Origin of the sequence: Myceligenerans pegani (assembly GCF_014892515.1) — a bacterium.
Classification (GTDB): Bacteria; Actinomycetota; Actinomycetes; order Actinomycetales; family Cellulomonadaceae; genus Myceligenerans; species Myceligenerans pegani.
In genome coordinates, this window is sequence record NZ_JADBGR010000084.1 from 127,731 (window position 1) to 135,400 (window position 7,670).

At 70.1% G+C, this 7,670-nt stretch carries 6 protein-coding genes; 4 read left to right on the top strand and 2 right to left on the bottom strand.

Annotated features, from left to right (window positions below; genetic code table 11):
• Positions 1 to 175: 175 nt before the first annotated feature.
• Entirely contained in the window at positions 176 to 1,435 is a 1,260-nt protein-coding gene (gene tyrS / locus IIE03_RS12455; RefSeq protein WP_192863073.1) for a tyrosine--tRNA ligase, read from the top strand.
• Between the two features lie 75 nt (positions 1,436 to 1,510).
• Here tyrS and IIE03_RS12460 read toward each other — a convergent pair whose 3' ends face one another.
• Positions 1,511 to 3,064 carry an alanine/glycine:cation symporter family protein gene (locus tag IIE03_RS12460; protein ID WP_192863074.1) on the bottom strand — a complete coding sequence of 518 codons (1,554 nt, stop codon included), beginning with the start codon at positions 3,062 to 3,064 and terminating at the stop codon, positions 1,511 to 1,513.
• A 120-nt stretch (positions 3,065 to 3,184) separates the two neighbouring features.
• Positions 3,185 to 3,763, bottom strand: a complete 579-nt coding sequence (locus tag IIE03_RS12465; protein WP_192863075.1) for a TetR/AcrR family transcriptional regulator — start codon at positions 3,761 to 3,763, stop codon at positions 3,185 to 3,187.
• 64 nt (positions 3,764 to 3,827) lie between these two features.
• On the opposite strand from IIE03_RS12465, the gene IIE03_RS12470 reads away from it, so the two are divergent.
• From IIE03_RS12470 to glmS, 3 genes are all read left to right on the top strand, one after another.
• Entirely contained in the window at positions 3,828 to 4,772 is a 945-nt protein-coding gene (locus IIE03_RS12470) for an SDR family oxidoreductase (RefSeq protein ID WP_225997664.1), read from the top strand.
• Positions 4,773 to 4,867: 95 nt separating this feature from the next.
• Positions 4,868 to 5,131, top strand: a complete 264-nt coding sequence (locus IIE03_RS12475; protein WP_192863076.1) for a hypothetical protein — start codon at positions 4,868 to 4,870, stop codon at positions 5,129 to 5,131.
• Between the two features lie 104 nt (positions 5,132 to 5,235).
• Positions 5,236 to 7,059 (top strand): glutamine--fructose-6-phosphate transaminase (isomerizing), encoded by a 1,824-nt coding sequence (gene glmS, locus IIE03_RS12480; RefSeq protein WP_192863077.1) that lies wholly within the window; start codon positions 5,236 to 5,238, stop codon positions 7,057 to 7,059.
• The last annotated feature ends 611 nt before the right edge of the window (positions 7,060 to 7,670 follow it).

Here is a 7,670-nt window from a genome sequence, read left to right on the forward strand (position 1 = left end):
CGCGATCGATCGGCTGTGCTCTGTGGACAACCGGGGCCGGCCACCACCGGCGTCGGGCAGACTAGGGCCTGTAGTCCGGGCGGCCGCCCCTGTCGTGCACAGGGCCGATCCTGTCGTCCGTTCGCCCACCTCGTGGTCCGCACGGACCGCGACGACCCGAACCCGAGGAGCAGAAGTGACCGACGTTCTCGACGAGCTGCACTGGCGAGGCCTGGTGGCGCAGACCACCGACGAGGCCGCGCTGCGAACTGCGCTGTCGGAGGGCCCGGTCGCCTATTACGTGGGCTTCGACCCCACCGCGCCGAGCCTGCACATCGGCAACCTCGTGCAGATCCTCACCGCCAGGCGCCTGCAGGACGCCGGACACAAGCCGTACCTGCTCGTGGGCGGGGCGACCGGCCTCATCGGTGACCCCCGCGACTCCGGCGAGCGCACGCTCAACGCGCCCGAGGTCGTCGCGGGCTGGGTGGACAAGATCCGCTCGCAGATCGAGCCGTTCCTCGGCTTCGGTGGAGAGAACGCCGCCACGATGGTGAACAACCTGGACTGGACCGCGCCGATGAGCGCGATCGAGTTCCTCCGGGACATCGGCAAGCACTTCCGGATGGGCACCATGCTGTCCAAGGAGATCGTGGCGCGCCGGCTCAACTCCGAGGAGGGCATCAGCTACACGGAGTTCAGCTACCAGGTGCTGCAGGGCATGGACTACCGCGAGCTGTACACGCGGCACGGGATCACGCTGCAGCTCGGCGGCAACGACCAGTGGGGCAACCTCCTGGCCGGCGTGGAGCTCATCCGCAAGTCGGCGGGCGTCGCCGTGCACGCCCTGACCACGCCGCTGATCACCAAGGCCGACGGCACCAAGTTCGGCAAGACCGAAGGCGGGTCCGTGTGGCTCGATCCCGAGATGACCAGCCCGTACGCCTTCTACCAGTTCTGGCTCAACCAGGCCGACGCCGACGTCGTGAACTACCTCAAGGTGTTCACCTTCCGCGGCCCGGACGAGATCGCGGCTCTGGAGACGGAGGTCGCCGAGCGGCCGTTCGCCCGCGAGGCCCAGAAGGCGCTCGCGAGTGATGTCACCACCCTGGTGCACGGCGCGGCCGCGACCGAGGCCGTCATCGCCGCCAGCCAGGCGCTGTTCGGCCGCGGCGAGCTGACCGGGCTCGACGAGCGCACCCTGGCGGGTGCGGTGGGTGAGCTGCCGCGTGTCACCGCGAAGGCCGGGGATCTGATCGTCGACCTGCTCGCGGGCTCGGGCGTCGTCGCCTCCAAGGGGGAGGCACGGCGTGCCGTGAAGGAGGGCGGCGCCTACGTGAACAACATCAAGGTGACCGCGGAGGACCAGGCACTCACCGCCGAGGACCTCCTGCACGGCAGGTTCGCGGTGCTGCGCCGCGGGAAGAAGACCCTGGCTGTCGCCGCCGCTGAATGAGGGTCTGCCACGTCGCTGGTGGCGTGGCACTCGACCTCGGCGGAGGCAGGTCCGGGCGGAACCCGGACCATGGCCTCAGTCGCGCTCGAGCTCCTTCTCGTACGGCTCCTCGCCGGACCCGACCTGGAGCTGCTCGTCGGCTCGGTTCTCCCAGAACGTCGCGTTCTCGATGCCGAGCTGCCGCGGGTCGAACTGCGGGTCCACGCCCCGCCGCTTCTGCTCGCGGTAGTCCTTGAGCGCCTTCAGGGCAGGGACCTGCAGGAACAGGATGCCGACGATGTTCAGCCAGGCCATGGAGCCCACACCGATGTCGCCGAGACCCCAGGCCGCGCCGGCGGTGGTCACGGCGCCGTAGGCCACCGAGACCAGCACGAGCGCCTGCAGCACCCGCCGAATGGCCCGCGCCGCGAGACGGTTCTCCATCTTGCGGGTGAGGTAGGTCAGGTTGGTCTCGGCCATGTAGTAGTACGCCACGATCGTGGTGAACGCGAAGAACGTGAGCGCGACGGCGATGAATGTCGGTCCCGCGCCCGGGATCACCGAGTCCAGGGCCTGCTGCACGAACCCCGGGCCGGGCTCGACCTCGGTGCTCAGACCACCGCTGCCCTCGTGGATCACCTCGCTCGGCCAGGTCTCCCCGGCGAAGGTGTTGAACATGCCGGTCGAGAGAATGATGAACGCGGTCGCGGAGCACACGAACAGGGTGTCGACGTACACCGCGAAGGACTGTGCGAAGCCCTGCTTGGCCGGGTGCGAGACCTCGGCGGCGGCAGCGGCGTGCGGACCGGTGCCCTGGCCGGCCTCGTTGGAGTAGATGCCGCGCTGCACGCCCCACTTGACGGCGAGCCCGAGGATCGCTCCGAACACCGGCTGGGCGCCGAAGGCGCTACCGAGGATCAACCCGAACACGGCGGGGATCTGGCTGAAGTTCACGAAGAACACGACGAGGGCGATGAGGATGTAGAGCAGGGCCATCGTGGGGACCGCGACCACCGCGAAGTGCGCGATGCGCTTGACGCCGCCGATCACGATGAAGGCCAGCACGATCACGAGGCCGATGGCGGTGACCCACGTGGGGATGCCCCAGACGTTGTCGATCGCCGACGCCATGCCGTTGGCCTGCACGCCCGGCAGGAAGAAGCTCATCGCGAAGATGGTGACGACCGCGAAGACGATCGCGTAGACGAGCGACAGGCCGCGGGCCTTGTGCTTGTAGGCCTTCTCGAAGTAGTAGGCCGGACCACCGCGGTACTCACCGGTGTCCGGGTCCTTTTCCTTGTAGATCTGGCCGAGCGTGGACTCGATGAACGACGTCGCGGCGCCGAGGAACGCGGAGGTCCACATCCAGAACACGGCACCGGGGCCGCCGAAGGCGATCGCCGTGGCGACACCGCCGATGTTGCCCATTCCCACGCGGCCGGCGAGCGACATCATCAGCGACTGGAAGGAGGACGTACCGTCCTTCGACTCCTTGCCCGACCTGAGCTGGTTGAGCATGTCGGGGAGGTGCCGGACCTGGAGAAAGCCCGTGCGGAGGGAGAAGTACAGGCCGGCGAGAAGGCAGAGGGCGATCAGCGGGATCGACCAGATCAGCTCGTTCGTGGCGACGATGCGATCGTCGAAGCTCATGGTTGCTCCTGAAGTTCGGACACGGACCAGTGCGGAACACTAGCGGGTCACCCAGGTGAAAAAACACTTGCGGGTCACCCCAGGCGAGAACACGGACGTCGGGATCAGCCGACCTCGGGATCAGCCGGAGTTCGTGCCTACGAGCCTCGTGAGCTCGGCGAGCGTCTCGCGCTGCAGCGCGATCAGGTCGGCGGGAGCGCCGGGGGCGATCCACCGCGCGAACGCCGTCGAGAAGACGGAGACGACGACGTCGCCCGCGAGCCGTGCCGTGAGGTCGGCGATCCCCCGGGCGGTCATGGCCCCCGCGACGGCCCGCGACAGCGCGGCCAGCTTGAGCTGCTCGCGCTCCCGGAGTGCGTCGTGGTGCTCGACGATCGCATGCCGGGCCCGGGCCTGCTCCTGGCTGCGCGCCTCCCGCAGCGCCCGGCACCCGGCGTCGAGCGCTCGCGAGGCCAGACCCATGACCGGCGTCCCGGCCGGCGCGTCCGCGATCGCCTCGACGAAGCCCGACTCGAAGACGTACTGCCCCGCGAAGAGCACCTCACGCTTGTCGCCGTAGTGCCGGAAGAAGGTCCGCTCGGTGACTCCCGCCCGGGCGGCGATGTCGGCCACCGTGGTCGCGTCGTACCCGTTCTCGGTGAACAGCTCGATCGCCGCCTGCTGCAGCCGCCCGGTCGATCCCGGTCTCCAACGCGCCATGTCACGCATCGTAGTGGCACGAGGCGAGTGATGACAGTGGCTGACATCAGTGCTACCGTGAATGATGTCAGCTACTGACATCGACCACCCCGCCCAGGAAGGGAACATCACCATGCGCGTCTTCGTCACCGGAGCCTCCGGGTTCATCGGCCGCGCCGTCGTCGCCGAGCTCGTCGAGGCCGGCCACGCCGTCGTCGGCCTCGCCCGTTCCGACGCCTCGGCCGCCGTCGTCCGTGAGCTCGGAGCGGACGCACGCCGCGGCGACCTCGACGACCTCGATGGCCTTCGCGAAGCGGCCACCGCGGCCGACGGCGTGATCCACCTCGCGAACAAGCACGACTGGACCCACCCCGAGGAGTCCAACCGCGCCGAGCGCGCGGCGGTCCACGCCATCAGCGAGGCCCTGGCCGGGTCGGACCGGCCGTTCGTGCTGGCCGCCGGCATCGCCGGCCTCGCGACGGGCCGGCCGGGCACCGAACGGGACCCCAGCTCCGCCGTCGGCCCCGACTCACCCCGCGGCGGTGCCGAGAACCTCGCCCTCGAATACGCCCGCAGCGGCGTCCGGGTCAGCAGTGCCCGGTTCGCCCCGACAGTGCACGGCGAGGGGGACCACGGCTTCATCGCCATCATCGCCGACACCTTCCTGCGGCGCGGGGCCGCCGCCTACCCCGGCGACGGCCGGAACCGCTGGCCCGCCGTCCACCGGTCCGACGCCGCCCGGCTCGTCCGCCTCGGACTGGAGGGCGCCCCCGCAGGCTCCCGGCTCCACGCGGTCGCGGAGGAGGGAGTGCCCGTCCGGGAGATCGTCGAGGCGCTCGCGGAGCGGCTCGGTCTCCCGGTCGAGTCGGCGCCGGCGGAGGAACTCGCCGACGCCATCCCGTTCATCGGCCGGTTCCTGGGGACCGACATGTCCGCCACGAGCGACATCACGCGCGACCTGCTGGGCTGGAAGCCCGAGGGCCCGACGCTCCTGGAGGACATCGCCGCGGGACACTACGACCGCAGCTGAGGCGTGGTGCCGCAGACCCTTGCCATGCGCCAGTTCTTGCCCGATCTCGGGCAAGAACTGGCGCATGACTGCTGTCAGATGCCAGAGTCTCCGCCATGGAGCCGTCATCCGACCTCGTCGCCCACCTGGTGGCGACCACCGGGCTGACGCCGGCCGAGGCGCGACGCGTGATCGGCGACGTCGTCGCCTACTACGCGGAACCCGTCCAGGACGTCGTCCGACGCCGGCACGCCGAGCTCAAGACCTACGGGGCGAAGAACCCCGAGATCTTCGAGCGGGTCGCCGCCGAGCTGTCGCGACGGGTCGTGGCCGCGCCGGAGCTGAGCGAGCGCCAGCTACGCCGGATGATCTACGGCTGATCCCGGAGCGCAGAGCCGGACCGTCCCCGAGACCGGGGGTGCCGGGGCAGTTCCTGAGACAGAGAGTTCCCGAGACCGGGTTCCCGAGACCAAGGAGCAGAACCATGTGCGGAATCGTCGGATACGTGGGCGGGCAGCAGGCGGCGCCACTGCTCACCGAGGGGCTCGCGCGCCTCGAGCACCGTGGCTACGACTCGGCGGGGATCGCCGTCGTCGGCTCAGCGGTGCGCGTCGTCAAGCGGGCCGGCCGCGTCCAGGAACTGGTCGGGGCGATGCCGAAGCGCATCGCCGGCCGCACCGGGATCGGGCACACGCGATGGGCCACCCACGGGCCGGCGTCGGACGTGAACGCCCATCCGCACACCGACGCGACCGGAACCGTCGCCGTGGTGCACAACGGGATCCTCGACAACGCCGGCGCCCTGCGGCGGCGCCTCGAGGACGCCGGGGTGGAACTGGCCAGCGACACCGACACGGAGGTGATCGCGCACCTGGTGGCGCGGTCCGAGGCGGACACCCTCGAGGCCAAGGTGGTCGAAGCGCTCGCGGTGATCGAGGGGACGTACGGTCTCGCCGTGGTGCACGCCGACTTCCCGGACCGTGTCGTGGTGGCGCGCAACGGCAGCCCGCTCCTGGTCGGCGTGGGGGAGAAGGAGATGTTCGTCGCCTCGGACCTGGCGGCGCTGGTCCGGCACACGACGACGGTCGCACACCTGGACGACGGCGAACTGGCGACGATCACGGCATCCGGCTTCACGACGTTCCGGGCGGACCTGACGCGCACGGACACGTCCGCCCACCGGGTCGACGTCGACCCCAGCGCGTACGAGCACGGCGCCACCGGCACGGAGCCGCGGATGCACACCGAGATGCTGGAGCAGCCGGCGAGCGTCGAGCGGACGCTGCGCGGGCGGCTGGACGAGCGGTTCGGCACCGCGCACCTCGGCGGGCTCGGGATGGACCCCCGCGAACTGCGCGCGGTGCAGCGGGTCAAGATCCTGGGCTGCGGGTCGGCGTACTACGCGGGTCAGATGGGCGCGCAGCTGATCGAGGAGCTGGCGCGCGTGCCCGCCGACGCCGAGGCGGCCAGCGAGTTCCGGTACCGCGACGCGGTCATCGATCCCGACACGTTGTACGTTGCCGTGAGCCAGTCCGGGGAGACGGTCGACACGCTGCTCGCCGTCGAGGAGATCCGCCGCAAGGGCGGACGCGTGGTGGGCCTGGTGAACGTCGTGGGCTCCGCGATCGCGCGGGCCTGTGACGGCGGGATCTACCTGCACGCCGGGCCGGAGACCGCGGTCGCGTCCACGAAGGCCGTGACGACGATGTTCGTCGGGTTCGCGCTGCTGGCCCTCCAGCTCGGTCGCGTACGAGACCTGTCGGTGGCCGACGGCAAGCGGCTCGTCGCAGGGCTCGGCCGGCTGCCGGAGCAGATCGAGGACGTGCTGGCCGGCGAGGACCGGCTCGCGGACATCGGGAAGACGCTGGCGCGGGCGGAGAGCATGTTCTTCGTGGGACGCGTGCGGGGGTACCCCGTGGCGCGGGAAGGCGCGCAGAAGCTCAAGGAGATCAGCTACCGGCACGCGGAGGCCTACCAGATGTCCGAGCTGAAGCACGGCCCGCTCGCGCTGATCTCGCCGGACGTGCCGACGGTGGCCATCGTGCCCGACGACGAGCTCACCGACCGCAACATCGGTGCCCTCCACGAGATCGCGGCGCGTGGAGGCCCGCTCGTTGTGGTGACGCATCCCGGGGTGGACCTCGGGGATCTCGTCGCGGAACGGATCGACGTGCCGCGCAACGAGAAGGAGCTGGACCCGTTGCTGCTCACCATCCCGCTGCAGCTGGTCGCGTACCACGCGGCGCTGACGCTCGGGCACGACGTCGACCGGCCGCGGAACCTGGCGAAGTCCGTGACGGTGGAGTGACGCGCCGGTCGGCGGGCAAAGATGCGGGCAGGGCGGCGAGGCGGAAGGCGTGCGGCGATGTGAGCCGCGCCATGACGGGGCCGGGTTGTGTGCGGGCCGTCGGGTGTGTAATGTTCTCGTCGTTCGCCCGGCAGGGAGGCACGGACAGGAACCGCGGAACACGCGGGCTGGCCGGTCCCGGGGCGAGAACTCACTCAGGGCTCTCGGGTGCTTCGTGCACCCCTGGAAGTCCGGGTGGGGCCCACCGATCCTTGAGTCGCGAGCATCGCCCGAGCCGGGTAGTTGCGCGCGGAGCATCGGGCTGGTAGGGTGTGGAAGTTGTCCCGGGAGGCACGGACGGCGGCGCGGAAGATGCGCGGGTCGGCCGGTTCCGAGGACGACATCTCCCACTTCAGCAATCACAGGACCTGGCTTCCTGTGCTGCCTGGAATGGGGTGCCAGAATGCGCGACGGCCTTGAACAGATTGTTCCGATCTGCATCGATCGGAGTGATTTGGAAGAGGCGCCGAGAATCTGGTAGCTTTTTCGAAGTCGCCCTGAGCGGGTCAGGCCGGATGGTTTGGTTCGGATGTGTGCGTCGGTTGTTTGAGAACTCAACAGTGTGCTTGATA

Bases quoted from the DNA above. Each gene is read 5' to 3' on its own strand.
- IIE03_RS12460 (WP_192863074.1), bottom strand. From the start codon at position 3,064: ATGAGCTTCGACGATCGCATCGTCGCCACGAACGAGCTGATCTGGTCG.
- IIE03_RS12465 (WP_192863075.1), bottom strand. From the start codon at position 3,763: ATGGCGCGTTGGAGACCGGGATCGACCGGGCGGCTGCAGCAGGCGGCG.
- IIE03_RS12470 (WP_225997664.1), top strand. From the start codon at position 3,828: ATGTCAGCTACTGACATCGACCACCCCGCCCAGGAAGGGAACATCACC.
- IIE03_RS12475 (WP_192863076.1), top strand. From the start codon at position 4,868: ATGGAGCCGTCATCCGACCTCGTCGCCCACCTGGTGGCGACCACCGGG.
- glmS (WP_192863077.1), top strand. From the start codon at position 5,236: ATGTGCGGAATCGTCGGATACGTGGGCGGGCAGCAGGCGGCGCCACTG.